The following is a 22,875-nucleotide window of genomic DNA, read 5'->3' on the forward strand; positions in this document are numbered from 1 at the left end:
AAGCGAGACATATATGAATCAAATTATTAAGTTTACCGCCAACCGTGTCTGGCGAACTTATCAAGGTGGCAAGTTACTCGACACCATCGAAGGTAAAGAAAACCCCAAAGATTCTAGTTTTCCTGAAGATTGGATTGGTTCTACCGTTGAAGCTCGCAATGTTGGCCGTGAGCATGTGTCAGAAGGATTAGCCATGGTTGAAAACGCAAGCGGAGAAATAGTAGCTTTTCGTGACTTATTAAAAAAGGACCAAAGGTTTTTCTTGGGCAAAAATGGTAACGCCGTGCGTTCGATGGATGATATTCCACTGGTCAAGTATTTAGACAGTTCAACTCGTTTGCATTTTCAAGCGCATCCTACACGAGAGTTTGCACAACAGCGCTTAGGCTTACCTAGAGGCAAAACCGAAGCTTATGTGATCCTTGAAACCAGAGAGGATGTGAAAGATCCATATATTTACGCAGGTTTTCAACGCTCACCTAGCCGCGAGCAACTAAAAAAGTGGATTGAAACCCAAGATATTCAGTCGATCGAAGGTTGTTTTGATCGCATTTCAGTTAAGCCTTGCGATGTGTTTTTGTTACCAGGTGGTCGTCCTCATGCGTTAGGGGAAGGTATTTTGATGTTAGAAATCATGGAGCCATCGGATTTAGCTGTGCGCTTTGAATTTGAGCGTTGTGGGTATGTTATACCTGAGCAAGCGAGGTTTATGGATAGAGGGATCGAAACTGCACTTGATGCGTTTAACTTTGAACCTGTGCCTCCAGAAAAAACAGACCAAGAGTTTAGGTGTTTGCCCACAATAATGTTGGATGATGGTCAAGGAAATCGCTTAGAGCAATTGATTGGGGCGGACAAAACGCCTTGTTTTACGGTCAGAAGAGCATCGGTTAACGGTCAGTTCACTCGTCAGGAAGATGCCTTCTTTTATGGTATTGTTACTCAAGGATCTGGCGCTATAGTGATTGATGGTGAAACTATCCAACTTAAACAATGGGAACGTTTTTTCTGTCCCGCTGGTGTAGCAGAATTCGCTTATATGTCAGAGACAGGCATGTCTATTTTAGAGTGCTATCCGGGTAATGTTTAAGTAGTTAATCTGAATCCTAGATAAGCCGAAGCTCTCGATAACGCTCTTTTTGTGTCTAGCGGCATGGGGTTGTCTAGCAATAATACGTTTTTAGGTACGACAATCCGCCTTGCTATACACGATAAATTTCGTCACCAAGTGGATATTTAGCTGAAGTTATTTGGATGAACTATATTAAATTATTGAACTATATAGATATTGTCTAGCTTGCGTGATACTTCTTATCCAGCACTCAGGTTAGATAGTTGTTAGATGGCCAATAGCTAGTGTAAAGAGTGATGATTACCAACTAGTGGTAATCATCATATTAAACCATTAAATTATAACGATATTGTTTAGCTTGAACGATATTGTTTAGCTTGAACGATACTGCTTATTTAGAAGCCAGGTTCAATAGCGTTAAACAAACCCCACCACGCTTACATCTCAGTGTAGTGGAATGTTCCTCTCCATGAGTATGTCTTGCTGCCAACTTTCAATTTATGTTGTTTAGAAGGCGCGGCGTTATTGTTCGATAAAATGAACAGCTTACTGTTGCCTTGCACATCGTTAATTGACACAGCCGTGTAATCGTTATTATCTAACTCAACCTTTAGTTCTGTGATGTGACTGTCAGAATTAACGGATAGCTCTGATACAGGGCTATAGCTGCCGTGTGGTTCAATTACAGAAGCAAAAACAGTATTGTCGCTGTCTTTTCTACGGATCATGAACGCTGCGTCTCTGCGTAAGTTGAAGTCTGGATCATCTGCGCCCAAGCGGGTTAGTAATAGCTCATCTGATACATCAGTTGCCGAAGTTAATGTGTAGTACTTGCCATTTCCCAACCAAGAAAATTGGGTGCTTGTAGTGGCTGGTTGACCTTTACCTTCAAGATACAAATGTTGATATCCATTTTTCTTACCAAGGGGTTTTAAGATAGCGGGTGAGTCGTAACTAAAGTTATTACTCAGCACTTGACCCATGTAATAAAATGGTAAGTCGTATTGATTCTTGTTGTCTGAATTAACCTTAAGAATATCTAACAAAAATGGTTTTTCAAAACCAGCGCTTTTTATTACCGCTAAGGTACGGTGCATGTGCGTACCAGGATACGCATTGGCTTCTGTCGCACTTACAACTTGCACATTTTCATTTGCATCATCATACAAATATAACTCTGAGTGATGTTGACTGCCAATTTCGTACTTTCCAGCAAAATGCATTTGTTCGTTTTGCGATAAAGTGTTGTGTGCGATGGTGGTCTTGGCCCACGTTTTATTTTCTTTCAGGTAATTACCGCCGCCCTTCTGCCCAATATTCACGAATCGAGCTAAACCATAATCTTGCAGCACTTCATCGCCTTTCTCGTAAAGAGAATAAGAAAGCTTGTCGTAGTGCCCGTGACTTAAACCTTGCGCGGCATATTTAAATACTGCCGTTAAGTCTTCATTGCCATAGCGAAGTACGGCTACACCACCTTGTTGGCCATCGGGGCCATCAGATAAGTTAATAGATGATTTCGCAAAAGGTTGAGTCTTACCATCTCGAATGCCCATCGCTACTAATAAGCCCGCTTCGTTCAACAGAACGTTGTTTTGTTTCTCGGCAATGCTTAGTAGAGCTGGATCTTGTTTACCATATTGATAGGCAATATCTACAGCTGTGACTAATGATGCTGTGTAATAAGACATGCCCTTTTGGCCGTCATTTAAAGGGAAAAACTCGCCATCCGCATCGGACAAATTAAGCAAGGCGTCGACACCTTTAAGCAATACGTTATCTTTATGTTCAAATACCTGCATTTCAGGTTTAACGTTGTGCATGGCCAAACCAAATATTAAAAACGGATACATGGCATAGCGCTGATAATAAGGGCCTTCTGTATAGTAACCATCGGGTGAGAAAGGGTCTTCTAAATTTGCTAAGAAACCTGCTTTTTGTCCCTCTACTTTAATGAATCCACCGTCATTGTCGCGACCACCTATTTCAAGACCATCGTCTTCTATACCGTACAATGCTCTTTGCAATAACTCTTCATCGTTCATAACGAGTGCAATCATCCCGACAGCTGCATTACCCCACGTGCTGTGGTTGTGTACGCGATTATAAAACTGTGGATTGCCGATAGAAATGAAGTCGGCGAAAGGGCGAAACAGGTTGTTTTCTAACGTATCACGCTCTTGTTTGGTTAGAGTGTCATAAATAGCATCGTAAGCTTGGCTCATATAAACCAACCAATTACTATCGTTCAGACATTGCCAGAATAACTTGCCTCGGGCATAAGAGCGTTCTTGGGGATGAACCGGCAAGGTTTTATACATTGCCTCATATTGAAACAACATGTCTTTAATATACTTTGCATATTTTTCATCTTCTAATATTTGATATAAGGCGCCAGCTTTTTGCGCAATGATGAAATTTAGTTTATGTCTTTGATGGGTATAGCCACCTGAGAAATCTTTGGGAATAGGAGTATCAATGCCTAGAGCTATTTCGGCGTCGACTTCTTTTTGCACGCTTGCCACTGAAGCATCAAATAAAGGCACTGTGCCTAGGTTTTTTCTGACTTTCTCGATACCTGCTTTGGTCATTATCAGATTGGGATGCTCCTGAGAATGAACCGTAATAGGTAAGCTAATTGTTGCTGCCATTAGCAATAAGGCGGTGAATTTGATTTTGCTCATTAGCAGTTGCTCCGGTTTTTGATGTTTAAAAGTCTATAATTGGGTTAACAAATGCTAACCCCAGCATATAGCTGGGGTTAGTTTTTTACTTTTGAATAACGCTAGGTGTCCCTGTCACGTTACGCTAATACCTTAGAAACGGTAGCTTGCGCCAAAAGTAATTCGACGGTCTGCTAGGCCTTGGAAACAAAGGATGGCACCTTCATTCACACAAGATTGAGTAACCCCAGCTTTATTCAAGTTAACTGCTTCCACACCTATGTTAAGTTGCTCGTTTACATCGTAACTAACACTAGCATTAAGTTGTCCACGGTCATGAGTATAGACTGGGAAGCCTAAAGTAGAGTTACGTGATGCACCACCAGCAGTATCATCTGTACGGAAGGCTTCACGCCATGTGTAACGTAAACGTGCTGATAGACCATGCTTTTCGTAGTACGTAGTGATGTTATAAGCATTTTCAGAGAAGTCTAAAAGACCTTGAACCGCTGTCACTTTGACAAAATCAGCATCATTGTAAATACCGTTAATCGCATTGAATATGTCAGTACCACGACCAGCTGACTCGTTTACAACCGAACCACCTTTGTACTCTTGGATAGTATAGTTAGCCATAAAACCAAAGCCAGAGGCCCAACCTAAGTCGTCTTCAAAGCTAGATAAGTCATATTGAACCGCCATCTCGATACCGGTTTGAGTCGTTTTAGCTGAATCGTTTACTTGCGTTGCTTTATCAACACAAGCTCCAGTTACACCTAGTGGCGCTAGGAAATCATCACCTTGTGCAACTGGGTTAAAGATACCTCCACCAGCACATGTAGTGTCAGTGTACTCAAAGTAACCATTTGCATCTCTAGGTGAAGAATCTAATGTCGATACGAATAAGTTACTAATTTCTTTGTCAAAGTAACCAATGCTGACCACTGCCGCTTCAGCAAAGTACCATTCTACGGCTAAGTCTAAAGTAGTGATTTCTTGTGGCTCTAAACCTGGGTTGCCAATAGAGACTGAGCGGTTGATGTTAGGATCGTACGATACAGAGGTGTTCAAGTCAGAGAAATCTGGACGACGGATATCTTGTCCCCAGCCTAAACGAAGTACCACGTCATCGTGTGGGGTCATAACAATATTAAGCTTAGGTAAGGTGTAGCTGTAGTCACCAGAAATAGTGGTCAGTACATCGCCTGCGCTAGTGATGGTGTTACCTGTTGAGTCAACAGTGGTTTCAAGGTGTCTTAGGCCAAAGTTACCAGTTAGTAAGTCGCCAAATTCGAAGTTGGCTTGAGCGTAAATCGCCTGTGTTTCCTCTGCTATGCTAAAGAAAGCTGAAGACGAAGGAACTAGATTGGATAGATCAGGAGACGCATCATGAGCAATTAACGCAGACTCTAGTGTATTCAATACATAATCCGGATCGTTAAACGCTAAGTCAGGATCAACGATAATAAAGTTGCGCATGGCTAGTTCACGGCCATCTGCGTCACCAAAGTTATCTGGGCCTGCTACTAACAATTCAGAGAATAACGAACCACTAGGGCTATCAACCATCTTGCTGAAGCCTCCGATATTATCGCTGATATCGTTGAACGTACTTTCACGCTTGCTTAAGCGGAAACCAAAATCAATAGAAGTGACCGGTGAATCTTCTAAGAAGTACGTAAAGTCCGCACGCAGTGCGTCTAAAGAGTTGTTGGTTTCGTTGCGTCCTAAGGTAACTTGGTCTAACACAACATTCGCCGGATCCATTAACTGGGCAACAGTAGGGGCCATTGGTGAATCGAAGTTAATGCCAAAGGTTAATGCTCCACCTGTTAAGTCATAAATAAATGGCACTGCGTTATCATTACTTGTATTAGCAGTAATGTTACCGTCATCGTCAAGGCCATCTAATGGTGCATTAGGGTTGATAAAGTTCAAGGTCGTGCTGAGGTTGGGGTTGGTAGTGTCAGAATCAGCTGACGATATTTCAAAGCTTGCAAACAAGTTTTCACCCTGCCATTCCCCGCCAATACGGAAAAGGCTTGTATCGGTTAAACGTGCGCCAGTATCACTACTAAAACGTAAGTTTGGATCATCATCGTCTACTGAAAGATCAGGCTCAATGGTACCGCGAACCGCTGTTTGGATGCTGCCAAGCGCTACGCCATCTAAAGAACCATAGTTTACCATTTCGAATTCAGTTGGCACGTTATAGTTGAGCACAGAGCTAACACCAGAGCCTTGCACACGAGTACTATCTTGACGACGCTCTTGGTCAGTCAACACCACATCTACGAAGAACTTAGTGTTGTCATTCGGTGCATATTCAAATGTGGTTGAAATGTTAGTCGTCTCATATTCAAAGTTTTCATATTCTTGGTTTAAGAATTGAATACCTAGGAAATCAAAGTCTTGGCAAGCTGGACGATCAGCTATATCTTCCGCTTCACCACTACGTACCACAACAGCATTACAGTTTTCAACTAGGCTACCGTCGCGGTCAACACGAGGACGGAATGAAGAAGACTCTTGTTTTGTTAGACTACCACTAAATACGAACCCGAACTTACCGCTATCTGTATCCCAGTTATCACCATACACAGCTGAGAAACGAGGTTGGATGCCGTCGGTAGTTAGGCTGCTGTCTTCACCTTGTACACGAACATTGACTAATCGCTCATCAAGCTCTAAAGGACGAATAGTACGTAAGTTAACGGTACCACCTACTGAGCCCTCAATAGTTTTAGCGTCAGAAGCTTTAGCCACTTCAACGCCGGCAATGATAGACGCAGATACATCTTCAAAACTTATACCGCCACGACCAGTACCAGAACTTACAGTCTGTACGCCGTTAATTAAAACATTATTTGAGTTTGAGCCACGGATTTGTACGCCGGTACCTACACCAGCCGTTCTGGTAATTTGAATACCTGTGATGTTCTCTAATACTTCGGCTAGGTTTTGATCAGGTAACTTACCAATATCTTCCGCCTGAATAATTTCAACTAAGTTAGTTGTTTCGCGCTTTTCTAAAAGGGCGGTGGTAAGAGAGGCTCGTATTCCAGATACTTCGATAACTTCTACGTCTTCTACTTCCTGCGCAGAAAGAGTAGGGGCCGCTAACATGGCTATCATCGCAGTGCTGCATAATGCCGCCTTACGTTTATTGTTATGTATACCACTAGTAATTCTATTTAATTGAGTGTTCATGTGAATTCGATACCTCATTATTTGGGTTGCATTATTGGTAATACCAATTTTGTTTTTGTTATTGTTTTTGGTAGTGAGGTAGATATAACCAATTCCAAAACAGTTTGTCAATTAAATGTTGCAACAAAGTTTCTCTGTGTAAATGTTTTGGAATAGATTTGTAGCCCAAATATAGCCTGTCGTGCTTGTTTTACTTAGATTTCTTAAGTTTATAGACTAGTGTCGTAAAAAATATTGGTATTACCAATTTGGGTTTTCTTTAAAAGTGTATTAAACAATTAAATCATGTTAAGTTGGTATTAGTATAAACATCGTATGTATATGGATAAGGATGAAATGGTAATAGTAAAACAGACAAAAGGTTCGGCCTGGCGCTCTATATGGTCATTCTGTGTAGTGTTAAATTTGCTATTGTTGAGTCCGCTGCTAAGAGCTGCAGATAAAAGTCAAGCTAATTTCTTGCCATTGTCAGATCCTCAGAATAAAGGTAATTGGCGACTAAACGAAGAGGTGAGCGATGAGTTTGCAGCAGACACTGTTGATGAAGAACGTTGGTATATAGTCGGTAAATTTGAAAATGGCAAACCAGTGTATAAGCACCCTGATTTACCCAATAAAAAGGTATGGAAAGGTCGAGCTCCTTCGCAATTTTCCGGGCGTAATTATCGATTAGAAGACGGCAAGCTTATTTTAGAAACTCGTTGGGAGCCTGATTTTCCTTTTACCGATGAAATCCGAGTGCCCGTTTTCGGCGAAGCTTTGCCCCACGAGAATATCACCACTGCTTGCTTTATTTCCCGTAAATTTTTTAAATATGGTTACATTGAAATAAAGAGTAAGGCTGCTGATGCAGAGATAACCAGTGCCTTTTGGGCGATGGGCAAGCAACTTGAAATAGACTTTTTTGAACAGTTTGGCGATCACCGAGATCCAGCTAAATTAGAACTAGATAAAGAGTTGTGGTGGTCAATTCGAGATTGGAACCCTAAAGTTAAAGAATCAGGTAAGCCAGTATATACTGAACACAAAAATTTAGGCTTTCGAGTCGCTGATGACTTCCATGTGTATGGTTTTGAGTGGGATGAAACGGGGATTAAATATTATATTGATGGTAACTTACTTTCGACAGTTAGTGCAGATGATGTAACGGCTTGGGCAAGAAAAAACAGACAAGTTGGTGATGACTATGACGGCTATGTTGCCACTAAGCCCATCAGTATTTGGTTAGATCAAGAAACGTTTCCTTGGCATGGTATTCCCGATAGCAAAGAAGATTTAGAGTTAAATAGCCCAGAACACAAAAAGCATGATGGAATCGTGGACTTCGCAATCGAGTACGTCAGAGTGTGGCAAAAGCCCGGACAAAACTAAACGACATAATAACAAGTTATATTGTGGCCGCGTCTATTGTTGTTAAACAGGCGCAGCCGTTTACCGCTATTGGTATGTAACCTAGATGGTACTTTCTAAATGCCATACTTTAGACACAATACACCAACCATCAGCATCTTTTACAAAACTCAGATGATCTACAAATATGTTGTTGTGAGCTCTTAAGCGTACCTTCACCGTTGCACAATTTTGCGATAACCAATCGACTAATATAATCTCTTGTTGGCGTGGCTGGTTGACGCTCGCGGGCGAAGGGCGACTGGCCACATCTTGTCTAAAACTCGCAATTGGATCGACTAATAGTTTCCCTTCATCTACATCAAATAAACTTGAAGACTCGTGAAATACCTTATCTAACAGTTTTACGTCGCAGTAATATAGGGCATCGAAGTAAGTATTTACTGCATCAAATAGTTCTGTATCTCGCATTGTCTATTTTCCTATTGTTTTTTAGGGTCTGGGTGAATATATATCATACCGCCAAACAAAAAGTAGCAATATTGGCGCTAAAGACAAAGAGCGATAATAACCAGCCAATTTTGTGAACTAACACAAATCGAAATGAAATGGATGTCTGCATTCTATGTTGAGCAGTATATTGGCTAATCTATGGGAAGAAGAGGCTTTCACTCTTAATATTAGGTTGTTAGCATGATGTAAAAAGTTAAAAGGATCGCATTATGAAATGGTTGTACGCCTTTGGTATGAGTTGCTTTTTGTTAGGGTGTTCGCAACAGCCAATTAAACAGATTGTCTCAGATGTTAACGATCCTCCTTTGGGTCAACAGTTATCGTTAATTCCCTACCCAAATTCCGTACAGCGTCTATCTGGCTCTGTGGTTATTCATGACTCGGTGCAGGTCGTAGTGGAGAAAGATGCTGTCGATAGACAACCTGTTGCAAAAGAGGCAAGCAAAGTTAACACTGCGCTGCAGGCATTAGAAAATGTGCTAGCTAGGCTAAACCTATCCAATCGTGCCGATGGAAGTACCAAGCTTACTTTACGTATGGTTGACCAAAGCGAGTTGGGTGATGAAGGCTATAGGCTGGATATCAAGCAAAACATTGTGATAAGCGCCAATACTGAAACCGGCTTGTTTTATGGAATTCAGACTTTCAGGCAATTGCTGCCTACTCGGCTGCAATCGAGTTACTTATTGCCAAGAGTACATATCATTGATAGACCAACATTCAGTTGGCGAGGTAATATGTTAGACGTGGCCCGTAGTTTTTTACCCATTGAATACCTTAAAGCGCATATCGATCGGATGGCCCGTTTTAAGCTTAATCGTTTACATATACATTTAACCGACGATCAAGGTTGGCGAGTTGAAATTAAAGGTTATCCAAAACTTACCGAAATTGGCGGCGCTAGTGCAGTGGAGGGCGGGCGGTCCGGCTTTTATAGTCAGGTTGAAATTCAAGATCTTGTTAGTTATGCGCAACAGCGTCATGTTATTTTAGTGCCAGAGGTTGATTTGCCCGGACATACTCAAGCTGCCATTGCTGCTTACAATCAGTTGGCCTGTGATGACGTAACTAATTTGGCACCTTATAGCGGGGTGAAAGTGGGCTTCAGTAAACTATGTTTAACCCAGCCTGAGGTTATATACCCGTTTGTTAAAGATGTATTAAGTCAAATCGCAGTATTGTTTCCTTCTGAGTATATTCATATCGGCGGAGATGAAATAAAAGACCCGCTATATCCAGAATTTATTGCCAAGGCTACTCGTATGGTTGAGGCGCTAGGGCGAACGGCAATTGCTTGGGAAGAGGGGTCGGTAGCTGACAATAATGCAGGCGTATTATTGCAACTGTGGAATGACAAATACGATATTCAACCGGCATTAGACAAAGGTCATCAGCTAATTTTGTCACCCTGCTCTTATAGCTATTTTGATCATGGAAATTTTGCTGGTCAGCCGAATACTTATGATTGGTGCCGTAAAGAAGGCGTGCCCCTAGAGCGAGCTTACCAACTTAATCCACAGGCCTTTATGCAAGTGTTAGGTGTTGAATCGGCAATGTGGTCAGAGTTAGTCCACACCAACGCCACTGCTGATAATCGGTTGTGGCCACGTTTGTTAGTTACTGCCGAACTTGGCTGGAGCCAAGAAAATACTAGAGACTATGCCGAGTTTTTGGGGCGTTTAGATTCACTCATGCCCGTGTTAGAGCAGCTAAATATTCAGTATTACCAAGAGTAATTCTGCGAGCTGCTTGCCGCTATATCCAAATGGTATTTGGGATTTACCTAAGGTTTGGTTTTAGCTCTGAACAGCCAAAGTTTATCCCCAGCGCTAAGGCACTCTGTAAAGTGGTGTCTTCTAACGTGACGGCTTTAGTCTGGTTGGCGACTTGCTGCAATGGCACACTCGTTAGTCGATTTTGTTGTTGTACCACAATTTGTCCATAGTGCTTTCTAGCAATTAAATCAGCAGCATAGGTACCTATATTGGTGGCAAAAATTCTATCGTTAGCAGTCGGTGAGCCACCCCGTTGAATGTGGCCAAGAGAAGTGGCTCTTACTTCAACCTTTAAGTGTTGTTCTAGTTGACTTTTCAAGTTTTCAGCAATACCTCCCAAGCGTATCGGATCGGGACTATCTGCAATCGTTTGTTGTACTACCATAGAACCATGTTGGGGCTTTGCGCCTTCGGCCACAACTATAATTGAGTATTGTTGTTCACTCGCTCTGAGCCGACAGGCCGAAACAATTTCATCAATATCATAAGGAAACTCGGGGAGTAAAATGACATCTGCACCACCGGCGATACCAGCATGCAACGCAATCCAGCCAGCATAGCGGCCCATGGTTTCGAGGATCATAACCCGTTTATGGGAGTGCCCGGTAGTGCGTAAACGGTCAAGGGCTTCGGTTGCGACAGACACCGCTGTTTCAAAGCCAAAGGTACGCTCTGTACACATTAAATCGTTATCGATGGTTTTGGGGACACCAATGATATTCATACCGAGCTTCGACAATTCATAGCCGATAGACATAGTGCCATCACCGCCCATTATTACCAAAGAATCTAAGCCTAACTCATGGTAATAAGCGACCACCTGTGCAGAGCAATCTTTACCTTTGTAATTAAAGGGATTGGCTGTATTACTCGAGCCCAAAATAGTACCGCCCAAGGCTAAGATGCCACTACAATCTGTATAGGTTAGCTCACGCACCTTTCGCTCTAGTAAGCCTGCAAAACCTTCTTCGATACCAATAATTTGGCCATTGTAATTAAGCATCAAAGATTTACCTACTGCACGTATCGTGGCATTCAAGCCTTGGCAATCGCCACCACCCGTTAAAATACCTACTCGCATCATTCACTCCCTTATCTTGCTTAGATTCATAATATGCTTAAACACGAGAATGTCGATAGGGATCCGTCGTAAGTGCTTATTTGATATCCTGAATCCTGGACAATCCGAACCTCTGGATAACGCTTTTTTGTATCTAGCGGCGTTGGATTGTTCAGCTAAACGATACTTCTTATCCAGATCTTAGGTTAGATAGGTGTTTAAATGGGCTGCCTTGGCCAATGTGGCTTTGCGTCTTCCTTACGAACAAAGGATAAATAAAAGGACTAGCAAGACCCTAATGCAAATAAATCAGACATTTACAGTGTGTTCTCAAATCTAAATAGGCTTGCGTTAGGCTGCATTTTTGGTAATGTTCCCATGTCATAAGATATGGCTCCATTGGAAACTTAATTACACTATCTCTCTGACAATGTGTTAATAAATGTATACTGTACGGACCGTAAAAAGTCGCTTTTATTTATTCAGCCCTACGCATTCACTATAAATAATAAGGTGTTGTATGCAGCCTACAATTAAGTCAAAAAACGTTTTTAAAAGGACTGTATTTAAGTCGCTTTTCTTTGTAATCATTATATTAATTGTTGGCACTTATATATCCTATGTAGCTGAAGTCGAAAAGCAGCAACAGCAAAATGCTGTTGTTATGCAAACACTGCAAAATGATCTGGCAAAAATTAAATCTAATTTTAATGAGCGCATTACCTTTTATATGTATGGTTTGAAGGGGTTGAATGGGCTTATTTCAACGGTTGGTTTAGCACAGTTTGATTATCGAACTATGCTCTCATACGCTCAAAATAGAAATTTTCAGCAAGAATTTGCAGGAGTACGTGGCATAGGCTTTATTCAAAAAGTGAAACAAGAAGCATTAGCAGACTTTATAAATCAACAAAAGTTAATGAGGCCTGATAACCATTTTAAGCTTCGGCAATTATCCACTCACAATGACAGTTTGTTTATTATACGCTACATCGAGCCTGAAAAATTTAACCAAAGTGCAGTAGGCCTTGATATAGGCTCTGAAACAATGCGGCGCAACGCGGCAATTAATTCTGCATTAAATAACAGTATTCAATTTACAGCGCCCATAACATTGGTTCAAGCTGGTAACAAAGCACAACAAGGCTTTTTGATTTTACTGCCACTTTATGACACTTCAGATATACCTAGCATTCCTCAAGACAGATTGAATCATCTGCTTGGTTGGTCTTACGCCCCAATTTTAATTGACGAAGTATTGAACGCTAATCATACGTTTCCACAAGGTGTTGACGTAAGTATTTCTGACGTGACTAACAATAATAGAGTTATCTTTTATCAACCAGAGTTGGTACAAGCTCCAGAGGGAGCAGTCACCTATGTTGAAAACGCTAATGTGTTTGGTCGAGTTTGGGAATTAACGGCTGTCGCATCAAGCCAATATATTGAACAAACAAGAACGGTCAAACCCTACGCCATTTTTACGCAATATATGATTCTGACAGGATTGTTGGCGCTAGGTGTGTGGAGTTTTATACTGTTTTTCGCTCGCAAAGCGGAGTCGAGAAATCACCAACAACAGTTACTAATTGCTAAAGATGAAATGTTGGAGCGATCAAATGCTCAGTTGGAAAATTTAGTTCAACAACGAACAAAAGAGATCAACAGTGTTAACGCCTTACAAACTGCGATTTTACAAAATGCTAATCACAGCATAATTGCAACCAATACGGCAGGCTTAATCACTCTGTTTAACCCTGCAGCAGAGAGACTAACGGGTTATGCAGCCAGCGAATTAATACTGAAAAAAACACCAGCTATATTGCATTTATGGTCTGAGCTGAAATGGCGGGCCAAAGAGTTGTCAGCAGAACTAAAGTGCGAAATCAAGCCAGGGCCTGATACATTTTTCGCTAAGTCTGCTAGAGGCCTAGTTGATACCAATACTTGGACTTATGTAAATAAAGAAGGCCAGCACATACCTGTAATGTTAACCATTACCGCACTCACTGACAGCAACAATGAAATTACCGGATACCTCGGTATTTCCTACGATCTAACCGATCAAATTGAGCGTGAAAAAGCCTTAGCAGAGGCCAAAGACTTGGCTGAGAAAGCGAATATTGCTAAGTCCGAATTCTTAGCAAATATGAGCCATGAAATACGCACTCCATTAAATGGTATTTATGGTACTTTGCAATTGTTACAGAACGAAACGGCAGAAGATAAGAAAGAACAACTGCTCAAGCTAGCCACCGGTTCAACCTTAACCTTAAACAGGCTAGTGAATGACATTCTAGACTTCTCTAAGCTTGAAGCGGGTAAATTAGAGCTAGACTACACTGCAGTGAATTTAGTTGATTTGTTAGCGGTTGTTGAGTCAGAGCTAACTGCCAGTATTCGACAGCAAGGTTTGACCTTTAAAACTAGCATTGAACTACAGCATGCTGTTTGGAAGGTTGATGAACTTAGGCTTAAACAAATATTGCTTAATATGTTGTCCAATGCAATTAAGTTCACTGAAAAAGGGCACGTGAGTCTTTCAATAGAAGAGCACAAGTCTAGGGGCATTGTTATTCATATCAAAGATTCTGGGATTGGGATGAGTGACGAAGCACAAGCGCTACTATTTGAACGGTTTGAACAAGCAGACAAGTCTATTACTAGGCGATATGGCGGTACTGGATTAGGTATGTCAATTACCCATTGGTTAGTGAATTTAATGGAGGGGGAAATTGAAGTGTTTAGCCAAGAAAATGTAGGCACCGAGGTTCGCGTTTTCTTACCACTTGAAATGGTTACTTCTTCGGAAATAGCAGTTCAACCCGAGGTGGTGCCAATTGATTCTTTGGCCGACAAAGCCATATTAGTTGCTGAAGATAATGAGATAAATCAACTAGTGCTTAGTTCGATGTTAGAGAAAAGCGATGTCACCATTTATTTAGTGGATAACGGCCAACTAGCGGTAGATTTTGTTGAAACCAGTGACGTTGATATTATCCTAATGGATATTCAAATGCCTGTAATGGGCGGCGTTGAAGCCTGTAAATTAATAAAAGCCGAACAGCCCAATTTACCCATAATTGCCATTACCGCCAACGCTTTTAAGCAAGATATTGCGCTATACAAAGAAGCGGGGTTTGATGGCTTTATTACCAAGCCATTTGCTCAAGAGCATCTATTGAAAACGATTGCGAATACCTTAAAAACTAAACACTAAGCTTGGCACTAACGATGAGCGTGACGATGGCTGGCTAAATTGATTGTATCTATGCAGACAAAATAAACACTCCAACAACACTTGGATTAAGCCAGAGCGTTGTTGGATAGGTTATGACTTGTCAATTTAAAAGTTGTAGCTTGCCGATAACCTAAAACTACGAGGGGTGCCAGGTTGTACCCACACGCTTGCATAGGAGTTGGTGTAATACTCTTGGTCAAACAGGTTGTTTACTTCGGCTCGCACTGTGAGTGCATCAGTGATGCTATAGCTAGATGCGATGCGTACAGTAGTATATTCAGGCAATTTGAAGTTTGGCTGACCAAATTCGCCACTTCTTTCACCCACGTAAACCAACCCAGCGATTAAATCTACATCTCTACCGGCAAGTTCCGCCTGCTGAACCAGTTGCAGGCTGAATTGATTTTTAGCAATATTTAACAGATCTGAGCCCGCTGGCACAAAGTTGTAAGAAATAAAGTCGGTATAGTCGTTTTTGGTTTCAGCATCAATATAAGAGTAAGAAACCCATAAGCGCAAAGAATCAGTAATATTGCCTGTTAAGTCTAGCTCGACCCCTTTGCTGGCGGCTTCACCAATGGCTGTGGGATTAAAATCGGCATCGAAGGTGGCAATGTTAGATTGCTTAACATTAAATACCGCGAATGTGCCAGCTAAAGCACCGTCATTTAAGGTGAACTTAAGCCCTAATTCTGTTGATTCAGATAAATTAGGATCTAAACCGTTGTCATCTGTTGCGCCAGAAAGCGGGCGAAAGTTCTCGCCGTAAGTGGCATAAAAAGACAAGGCGTTGGAGGCTTTATACACCGCTCCTAACTGCGGTGTGACTTTTGATTCAGAATACTCAAAGGTATTATCTGCAAGACGATTCACTAGCTCTTGTTGATAGTCATCAAAGCGCGCACCAATGCGAATATCAAATTTGTCAGTTAAGCTAATCTGATCTTGGATATACAAGCCACGACTTTTTTGAGTTTCAACACGATCAATATTACTGGCCAAATTTAAGGAAGATTCGGGATACTGGCCGTAAACAGGATTATAAATATTGATACTTTGCTCGGTTGACCTGTCTCGTAGGGCAAATTGATCATTCTCGAATTTATCAGAATCTATTCCTACTATCAGTTTGTGGCTAAATGAGCCAGTATCAAAGCTTCCACTTAACTCAGCGCGCAATACTTGGTAGACAGCATTGTAGTCGCGATAGCGGCTGAAGCGGCCAAAATTACCTTCTGCGTCCGGCGCAGCAAAGCCATTTTCGGAGGCTAGCCCTTCGAGCGAAGTATCACGATAGTTAACACCAATTAGTGCACTCCAGTTGTCGTTTAAATCTTGATGGTATTCAACTTGGTGGCCAAGCACGTCGGTTTCTATTTGGCCGTAGTCTGGCTCGCCAAGAAAACGACTGTCGGGAATCACCCCAAGCTCTCCGTCAATTGCGATGACACCACGGTCGAAGGGAGTTTCTTGATGGTTATATTCAAGCTCATAAGTTAGCTGACTTTCGTCATTAATTGCCCATAGAATAGAAGGGCTGAAACCTTGTTTGCTGGTTTCAACCGTGTCGCGAAAACTCTCGGCATCTTCGTAAAAACCAACCAATCTGACAGCTACATCATCGGATAGAACTTTGTTGATATCTACGTCGGCTCGGGCGGTACTGAAACTACCGGCTGATAAGCTGATTTCGGCGTTTTCGTTAAAGTTGGCGCGCTTAGTCACTAGGTTGATAGTACCGCCGGGTTCGCCACGGCCAAATAAGGCCGCTCTCGGACCTTTCAACACTTCAACAGACTCTACTCCAGACAAATCACGAGAGCCACCAAAGCCACGCCCCGCATTAAATCCATTTACTAAGGTAGTTACTTGGCAAGTTTTCATCGCCCACAAAACCGCGCACTGCAAAACTATTCCATAAACCACCAAAGTTATTTTGGCGGGCAACCGAAGCCGATAAGTCTAACGCTTGGTTGAGGTCAAATGCGCCGGCATTTTCAAGAACTAATGAGCTGATTTTTAACTCAGACTGAGGAGTTTCTAAAGGAGTAAAATCCCCTTGGTAAGCTTGACGAGAACCTACTATAGTGACTTTTTCGATACCTTCAGTGCTAGGTGTCTCAGTTTGTTGTTGGGCATTAGCTTGAGTCATACCCAGACCTGCTAAACAGAAAGTTAAGTAGCTTAGCTTAAGCCCGTTTGTATTGTTCTTCATGTGTTACCTTATTGTAGAATTTTGTGTGAGTTCGTATTAATTGCTATGTGCATCAGCTTTGGAAACCTGACTATCCATGAAACTTTCAAACTTAGGCATAGTGTCTAATAGCCTTTGTTTTAGTTGTTCATCACCATTATGACTAGCTTCAAGTTCATGCATTTTAAACAACGGAGGATAATAAAAATGTCTGAGTTGCTGATGGAATCGCCTAATTTGTGCTTCGTACTCGTAGGCGGCGATAGCGTCGGTATTAGCTGCACGGGTTAGCAGTCTTTGCAAAAAAAGAGGTGGTGACAACAGCGATACGTAGCCGGCTAAATCATATTTTCTTTTGGCCGCTTGTTGATAAGCTAGCGACAAAGGTGCCGCTTTTTGGTCACCCACCTGTTGAAAGGCGTAGTACCATTTCCACTCGAACATACTTTGAGTTTTGGTATAATCTTTCCATGCTGGATGAGTGGCGACAAAGGCCTCCATAGTGGTTTCAACGGGTAAGTCCCAAGCATCATTTACCGCTTCTCGTTGAACCAGTACTATGTCACCGCCTTTAGGGGCGTGGATACTTTGGTTAATAGCAAGGTCACCTAATATGGGAATAATAAAAGCAAATAATACCCAAACACCCATTAAACCTGATGCCACCCAAGGACTGTTAGTAGCATGACGACCCCACCAAATACTCAGCAGTGTCCATAATACTAGGTAAACAAAACATGCGATTGTGACCACAAACACATCCCCAGCAGCACTACCACTGATGTTCGCACCTATCCAAAAGGGCAATAACAAAGCTATAAATAATGCGCTAAATCGAATGATGCTGCGCGCGCCCCATAAACTCATGGGTGAGTGAGCTGTGGTAACTAGTAAGTCAAAACGTCCATTGGCTCTTTCGTTGGCAAACAAATCATGAAATAACAAAATGATAAACAATGGCGCTAAGGCACTAATGACAAATACAAAGTCAAATTTACCTATTTGCGCAAGCTCAGCATTGGACGTGTCACTTTCGTAAATCTGGCCTTCTAGGGCTAACATTCTAACTCGGTGCTTCCATGGAAAACGTCACGCTCTCCCAAAGCTGCAAAAGCTAAATTGCTAGGAGGCAAGTAGGTGAGATGAAAGGTGTAATAGGCCAACATGCCAAAATCGTCATGTTTATGTTGGGCATCTTGGCGGTCAATTTGGTCAGCAACTTTTAAGCGTTCTATTGTGGCTTTTTGCTCATTGACCTCATTAATGCCGCTGACCACGGCAAACCCCGATACCAACAAACTACAAAGTAAAAGCAGCAAAATATAACGCTGGCGGCACATAAATCGCCACTCGCGCCCAAGAGATTTAATTAAACTGCTCATTGTGCGCGTCTCCCTACAAATATGGCTAATACTAGTAATACCGCTATCCACATAAATAACTGCAAAAATGCCCAAAAGCTATATTGTAAACGTGTGTCTGCGGCATCGGCTGTGAAGTTGAAGTCTTGCAATACTTGCCAGTTTTGTGCGCTAACACGAGCTTGGTTTGAAGCTTCTTTATCGACATTTCGATTCATGTCGTCTTGATAATTGAGTTTATCTATGTGTACTTGATTTAGAGCCTGTACAAATTCAAAACGTAGTGCTTCTGTTTCTCGTAAAAATCGGTGATGAGTTTCAATACTGGTACCAGCTAAAATCATCGATAGTGAACGAATAGCCACTACCGGCGATAGCCAGCCAAACCTCCGAGAAACTTGGCTTTGCGCCAGCTCTTCTGTCATACGTTGTTCGGCAAATTCGTTCAGAACTTTGGTCAATTCTGCTTCGGATTTTTTCGCCACTGTACCGCGAAAGTTGACTGGCAGTTCTTCGATTGAATCCACATTATACTGAGCTAATAAGTTGGCTTTTAATTTGGCGAATGCCGGATCGTTAGCATTATGACCGTCACCTAATTTACGTAATTGGGCGATAACCGCAAAGTCGCTTTCGAGCTTACCTGCCGATGGTACAGCGATGGCTGCGGTGGTGCTAGCGACTCTTGGCACTATGATACAAAACAAGATCCAAGCAAACATTAACGCACTGAAGCTCTCACTGTTTTTACTCATGATGCATGAACATAGAACAATCATTATGATCCACACCACTAAATAGGCAAAGTAACCAAATATAAAGCTAGTGGCGGTGAGTAAAGATTCACCCTGAACAACAGTGAATAACGCTGACAGTAAAACAGGTACCAAAATCAAGCCTATTACTGCCAACATAGCCACTAGTTTGCCAGTAATTACGGTGTAAATAGACACCCCTTGAGACAGGATAAAGGTCAAAGTTTGTGACTCTCGTTCACGGCTGACAGAACTAAAGCCGATTAATATTAGCAACAACGGAATTAAAATTTGGATAATAAAAGCCGGATCTAAACTACCTAGCTTAGTCAGTGCAGTGCCTTGTCTTTGGTCGGCAAACATGGCGCTATTTTGTCTATGCCCTTCAAGAAAAATCGAGTTTCCGGTGAAGGCATCGACTCCTGGGTCTAGTTGACTTAATGGTGTCGGAGTCCGAAAAGCATAGTGACCATAATGCACCATACGGTGCGGATGCCTGTCTGGTTGGTCGGTAAAAGACTGTTCGGCTTCGTTTTGTAGTTCGGACCTTTGATGATTGAGCTCCATGGTTTTTACAGTGGTAACTACCACCGAAGATATAGTCAGTAATATACCGAGAGTTAATACTGCTAGCGCTAACTTAGACCTGAGCCAATATCGCCATTCATCTTTGGCAATAGCTATAATTTGCGACTTCATGCCATGTCCTTTTGAGTAAAGGCTGTGTGGACGAGTTCTGTTTCTATTTGTTGTCCTGCTGGTGCAGAAAACTCACCAACTAATTCCCCTTCTCTGAGTAAACCAATGCGGTTCGCCACTTGGCAGGCGCCATATACGTCATGAGTTACCATCAAAATGGTGGAGCCATTGGCAGCCAGTTCGCTAACGAGTTGATTAAACTCATCAATGGCCACAGGATCTAAGCCCGAGGTGGGTTCATCTAAGAAAAATATGGGTGCTTCACGCAGCAAAGCTAGGGCGATAGCTGTTTTTTGACGCATACCTTTCGAGTAGGTGCTCATATGGCGGTCTCGCGCTTTTGGCTGCAAGGCGACCCGGTCGAAGGCTTGATCGACTTCGCTATCGGTTTTACTGATGTTGGCGAGTGACAAAAAGTAGTGAATGTTTTCGCGGGCCGTTAGGTGCTGATACAAGGTCGCCGACTCTGGTAGGTAAGCGGTATGTTGGCGAACGGCTTTAACGTCATCTTTAACAGCTCGGCCATTGATCATTGCTTGGCCTGTGGTGGGTTTTAAAAAGCCTAAAAAGGTCTTTAACGTGGTAGATTTCCCCGCGCCATTACCACCAAGCAAGGCATAAATTTCACCCTCAGCCACTTGAAAATTAAGGGACTTTAAAATGTCGCTTTGATTAATCGTAATACAAAGGTTTTTTGCCTCGATCATCGGCTTTTTACTGTTGGCTGCTGAGACGTCCAATTTGACTTTCCACTCTAGATAAAAATAAAGGGTGGGATTTTAATGTTATAACATCACATTATCAATAGGGTAGATTAAAAATACATTCGCTTGCTACATAATGGCCATGCTTTATCCATACACTGTGGTGTCGTCATGATAGTAAGCGAAGCAAAGGCTCACTTATCCGTATGAACGATATAACTCGCTATTGTTATGAGTTATCAAAGTCTACAGTCACTTGATAATTGCCTTGGCTGTGTTGTTTGGTATAAAACCAATTATGGTGTTTGATGATTTTTTCACATAGCTGGAGACCTAAACCATACCCATCACCAAATGCGATGGGTTGAGCGTTTGGCGTTGTTAGGCTGTTAATATCGTCTTCAGGGACATGAGTGTTAATGATACTTAGGCGGCTGCCTTGTTGATTGATTTTAATCAGCCCTTCTTGAGTATGCTGATAGGCGTTACGTATCAAGTTATTCAACACGATGTGGCAAGAGACCCCAACCACCTTGATATCGGCGTCTTCACATTCAATATGCACTTCGACGTTTTTTCCATCTAGTAAATATTGCAAGTCATTACAAGCTTGGTTGATTTTCTCGCCCAAGTTAACCGACTCGGGGGCGATAGTTAGCTCCTCATTACGACTAAGCCATAACAGAGTCTCGGTCAAATTGCCCATAGTTAGGCCCGCACGTTGAATGCGCTTTAATACTTGCTGTTGCTTTAAGTTCTCGGGCTGTTTTTCGCTGAGTCGTTGTAATAACTCAACATTACTGCGAATCACGGCTATAGGCGTGCGCAATTCATGGCTGGCATAACTTAAGAAACGTTGTTCTCGCTCTACACTTTGGTAAGTAGAAATCAAGCTAGTTTGTATGAATGACGCCAGCACATTTAATTCATTGTAATTAAAATCGGGTGGGGGATTTTGTACTGTTTTCTGGTCTAGAGATTTAGCCCAGTCTTTTAGCGACTCAACGGGTCTGGCGATTTTTTGCATGATAATGTTTAGCAAAAAAGCAAACAATGATATGGCTATTAGAGAAGCAACAAAAGCCCATATTAACCGTTTGGTGGGTTTGCTCATTTTGGACGTGCTCGATATATCTCTCTCGAGCATGACTTTAGAAACATATCTAGGCTCGCCCTGCTCTGTTTGATAATAAGCCACAAAAAATATATTTTTCGGCATCATAAAAATATTAGCCTGATCTTTAATTTTCTGTAGTTGCGCTTCTTCTACGGGGGGCTGCTTAAAACGTTGCTGAATAATTTCTGGGGTGTCTTGCCAGCGACTTGCTACGCTAAAACTGGCAATGTTGCGGGGCTGCCCATCTGCAACTATTGTCGTTTTAGCGAGGTCAAACATAGTGCCGTTTACGCCTCGGTCTAGGCCATCAACATAATAGTTAACACTTAGGAATGAAAAGCCAACGGCCATTGCCGAGCCAAGTAGCACCACACTAATAAAGAAATACAGTTTGAGACTGGGTCTGATTTTCACTATGTGTTTCCTTTATTTTGTTGCTTGATAGCAAAACCTGCGCTTGCTACTGTGGCTAATTGTACGTTAGTCGTTGCCCCTTCAAGTTGTTTACGCAAATGATAAATATGTACCTTTAGGCTGTTGCTGTCTGGCTGTTCGTCTCCCCAGACCAATTGCATAATTTGTTGTCGACTCAGCGTTTGTGGAGCGGCTCTTACTAATACTGCTAATAGCTTAAAGGCAATAGGCGAGAGCTTTAATTGGGTTTGCTTCACCAGCGCTATTTTCTGAGTTAAATCTATTGCTAGGTCGCCAAGCACTATGCGTTTTGCCTGACCACTGCGTCGGTTAGCGAGTACTTGTACCCGAGCGACAAGTTCTTGCATGGCAAAGGGCTTAACTAAATAGTCGTCACTACCGGCTTCAAACCCTTGTAATTTATTTTCTAAACTATCCCGCGCTGTCAGCATCAGTATTGGAATATCCATACCTTGCTCACGTAGCGTGTTGCAAAGGGTCAAACCGTCCATTTTCGGCATGTTTACGTCAAGTATAATCATTTGATAATGATTATTTTCGACCAAATTCAAGCCCATTAATCCGTTGCTCGCGTGGTCGCACTGAATTGATTCAATGTCGAGGTAGTCGACAATAGTGGTGGCTAAATCAATGTCATCTTCGACCAGCAGTATATTCATCATTTGAGTTGTATTCCTATCCACTGTTTGGATATTGGTATATCACATAGCAGCTAAAGGGTTAACC

The 22,875-nt window shown here is 42.1% G+C and carries 12 protein-coding genes and 2 pseudogenes; 4 read left to right on the forward strand and 10 right to left on the reverse strand.

Translation table 11 applies throughout. The features are described 5' to 3' along the window. Positions 1-13 precede the first annotated feature (13 nt). Positions 14-1,090: a class I mannose-6-phosphate isomerase gene (locus tag RS130_RS07550; RefSeq protein ID WP_316025449.1), complete on the forward strand. Its 1,077-nt coding sequence runs from the start codon at positions 14-16 to the stop codon at positions 1,088-1,090. Between the two features lie 419 nt (positions 1,091-1,509). Here RS130_RS07550 and RS130_RS07555 read toward each other — a convergent pair whose 3' ends face one another. Then, positions 1,510-3,756 (reverse strand): heparinase II/III domain-containing protein, encoded by a 2,247-nt coding sequence (locus RS130_RS07555; RefSeq protein ID WP_316025450.1) that lies wholly within the window; start codon positions 3,754-3,756, stop codon positions 1,510-1,512. 132 nt (positions 3,757-3,888) lie between these two features. Then, positions 3,889-6,945, reverse strand: a complete 3,057-nt coding sequence (locus tag RS130_RS07560; RefSeq protein ID WP_428982741.1) for a TonB-dependent receptor — start codon at positions 6,943-6,945, stop codon at positions 3,889-3,891. A gap of 336 nt (positions 6,946-7,281) precedes the next feature. On the opposite strand from RS130_RS07560, the gene RS130_RS07565 reads away from it, so the two are divergent. After that, a complete protein-coding gene (locus RS130_RS07565) occupies positions 7,282-8,316 on the forward strand; it encodes a family 16 glycosylhydrolase (protein WP_316025451.1) in 1,035 nt (344 codons plus the stop codon). Between the two features lie 81 nt (positions 8,317-8,397). On the opposite strand, the gene RS130_RS07570 is transcribed toward RS130_RS07565, so the two are convergent. Continuing rightward, positions 8,398-8,766, reverse strand: a complete 369-nt coding sequence (locus RS130_RS07570; RefSeq protein ID WP_316025452.1) for a nuclear transport factor 2 family protein — start codon at positions 8,764-8,766, stop codon at positions 8,398-8,400. A gap of 251 nt (positions 8,767-9,017) precedes the next feature. Between RS130_RS07570 and RS130_RS07575 the strand changes: the two genes are divergently transcribed. Further along, positions 9,018-10,544, forward strand: coding sequence for a beta-N-acetylhexosaminidase (locus tag RS130_RS07575; RefSeq protein ID WP_316025453.1), 1,527 nt, complete (start codon positions 9,018-9,020; stop codon positions 10,542-10,544). A 43-nt stretch (positions 10,545-10,587) separates the two neighbouring features. Here RS130_RS07575 and RS130_RS07580 read toward each other — a convergent pair whose 3' ends face one another. After that, entirely contained in the window at positions 10,588-11,667 is a 1,080-nt protein-coding gene (locus tag RS130_RS07580; protein ID WP_316025454.1) for a 6-phosphofructokinase, read from the reverse strand. Between the two features lie 496 nt (positions 11,668-12,163). On the opposite strand from RS130_RS07580, the gene RS130_RS07585 reads away from it, so the two are divergent. Next, positions 12,164-14,863, forward strand: a complete 2,700-nt coding sequence (locus RS130_RS07585; RefSeq protein ID WP_316025455.1) for a CHASE domain-containing protein — start codon at positions 12,164-12,166, stop codon at positions 14,861-14,863. A gap of 126 nt (positions 14,864-14,989) precedes the next feature. On the opposite strand, the pseudogene RS130_RS07590 reads toward RS130_RS07585, so the two are convergent. The 6 genes and pseudogenes from RS130_RS07590 to RS130_RS07615 all read right to left on the reverse strand — a co-directional run bounded on the left by RS130_RS07590 (position 14,990) and on the right by RS130_RS07615 (position 22,811). After that, positions 14,990-17,099 (reverse strand): annotated as a pseudogene (locus tag RS130_RS07590) (TonB-dependent siderophore receptor). 36 nt (positions 17,100-17,135) lie between these two features. Further along, positions 17,136-18,460: pseudogene (locus RS130_RS07595) on the reverse strand (DUF3526 domain-containing protein). After that, complete coding sequence (locus RS130_RS07600; RefSeq protein ID WP_316025456.1) at positions 18,457-19,893, reverse strand: ABC transporter permease; 1,437 nt, start codon at positions 19,891-19,893, stop codon at positions 18,457-18,459. The pseudogene RS130_RS07595 and the gene RS130_RS07600 overlap by 4 nt, the downstream one beginning before the upstream one ends. Beyond that, entirely contained in the window at positions 19,890-20,600 is a 711-nt protein-coding gene (locus RS130_RS07605; RefSeq protein ID WP_316027997.1) for an ABC transporter ATP-binding protein, read from the reverse strand. The genes RS130_RS07600 and RS130_RS07605 overlap by 4 nt, the downstream gene beginning before the upstream one ends. A gap of 226 nt (positions 20,601-20,826) precedes the next feature. Then, positions 20,827-22,128: a sensor histidine kinase gene (locus tag RS130_RS07610; protein WP_316025457.1), complete on the reverse strand. Its 1,302-nt coding sequence runs from the start codon at positions 22,126-22,128 to the stop codon at positions 20,827-20,829. Beyond that, a complete protein-coding gene (locus tag RS130_RS07615; RefSeq protein ID WP_316025458.1) occupies positions 22,128-22,811 on the reverse strand; it encodes a response regulator transcription factor in 684 nt (227 codons plus the stop codon). The genes RS130_RS07610 and RS130_RS07615 overlap by 1 nt, the downstream gene beginning before the upstream one ends. Positions 22,812-22,875 lie beyond the last annotated feature (64 nt).

The sequence above is a fragment of the Paraglaciecola aquimarina genome, assembly GCF_032464635.1.
In the GTDB taxonomy this organism is placed as follows: Bacteria; Pseudomonadota; Gammaproteobacteria; order Enterobacterales; family Alteromonadaceae; genus Paraglaciecola; species Paraglaciecola aquimarina.

Bases quoted from the DNA above. Each gene is read 5' to 3' on its own strand.
- RS130_RS07600 (WP_316025456.1), bottom strand. From the start codon at position 19,893: ATGAAGTCGCAAATTATAGCTATTGCCAAAGATGAATGGCGATATTGG.
- RS130_RS07580 (WP_316025454.1), bottom strand. From the start codon at position 11,667: ATGATGCGAGTAGGTATTTTAACGGGTGGTGGCGATTGCCAAGGCTTG.
- RS130_RS07550 (WP_316025449.1), top strand. From the start codon at position 14: ATGAATCAAATTATTAAGTTTACCGCCAACCGTGTCTGGCGAACTTAT.
- RS130_RS07570 (WP_316025452.1), bottom strand. From the start codon at position 8,766: ATGCGAGATACAGAACTATTTGATGCAGTAAATACTTACTTCGATGCC.
- RS130_RS07565 (WP_316025451.1), top strand. From the start codon at position 7,282: ATGGTAATAGTAAAACAGACAAAAGGTTCGGCCTGGCGCTCTATATGG.
- RS130_RS07615 (WP_316025458.1), bottom strand. From the start codon at position 22,811: ATGATGAATATACTGCTGGTCGAAGATGACATTGATTTAGCCACCACT.
- RS130_RS07575 (WP_316025453.1), top strand. From the start codon at position 9,018: ATGAAATGGTTGTACGCCTTTGGTATGAGTTGCTTTTTGTTAGGGTGT.
- RS130_RS07605 (WP_316027997.1), bottom strand. From the start codon at position 20,600: ATGATCGAGGCAAAAAACCTTTGTATTACGATTAATCAAAGCGACATT.
- RS130_RS07585 (WP_316025455.1), top strand. From the start codon at position 12,164: ATGCAGCCTACAATTAAGTCAAAAAACGTTTTTAAAAGGACTGTATTT.
- RS130_RS07560 (WP_428982741.1), bottom strand. From the start codon at position 6,945: ATGAACACTCAATTAAATAGAATTACTAGTGGTATACATAACAATAAA.
- RS130_RS07555 (WP_316025450.1), bottom strand. From the start codon at position 3,756: ATGAGCAAAATCAAATTCACCGCCTTATTGCTAATGGCAGCAACAATT.